Source organism: Oleiphilus sp. HI0043 (assembly GCF_001634935.1).
Map to the genome: position 1 here is coordinate 1 of NZ_LWEY01000794.1, position 747 is coordinate 747.

Sequence of the window (747 nt, forward strand, 5' to 3'; positions counted from 1 at the left end):
CGCATACATCTGCCCTGCTCCGGGAATAAAAAAACCTAGAGCTAACGCGACGATTGGGTTCTTCATTTGATTTTGAAGACGAGCTTGCTGAATTGTATCGTTCATAATATCTATCCCTATTTATTACACTTAAGCTTTTTTACGTCTGGCAAAACCCAACCCAGCCATTCCAAGACCTAGCAACGCAAACGTACTTGGCTCTGATACTTGCGATACGTCAGATCGAACCAAAAATTGTCCAGTGAATGGATCTGAAATATTGCGTGCTTGAGCAAAGAATATATCTTGTAAATAACCAGTATCTGTATCAAACAAAGCACTTGCATCGTTATCATAAATTGACCAGAAAGTACGATCTTCACCGTTATCGCGAACTACTGTACCGAATCCGAATACATCATCCTCATTAGTACCAGTAGCACCAAAGAAATCTAGATAATTTGCCATTGCTGCAATGCTAGCGTTTTGCTGGCCAACTGCATGATCAAAAGAAGAAAGATTGTAAGTAATACCAAAGCCTTCTTGCATTGTGATTACTTCATCGAAGGTAGCATGACGGAAACCAGAGTAATCGCCACCTGTATCAAGCTGACCTAGCACATCGTTAACTGTACGACCTTGTGTGGCTGTTAAGTCCAGCCACTCTAACCCCGTTTCTTCGTGCAAGGTTATAGTATCAACACCAAAGCCAGAATCTTGAGATATGAATCCTGCTGATGCGTTTATCGATAATGCAGATAATGCAAT

General features: G+C 41.1%; 1 protein-coding gene. It reads right to left on the minus strand.

All coding sequences use genetic code 11. From position 1 onward, the window contains the following. Positions 1-129: 129 nt before the first annotated feature. Positions 130-747 (minus strand): PEP-CTERM sorting domain-containing protein (locus tag A3729_RS09110; protein ID WP_068633711.1); only part of this gene is annotated, 618 nt, incomplete at its 5' end.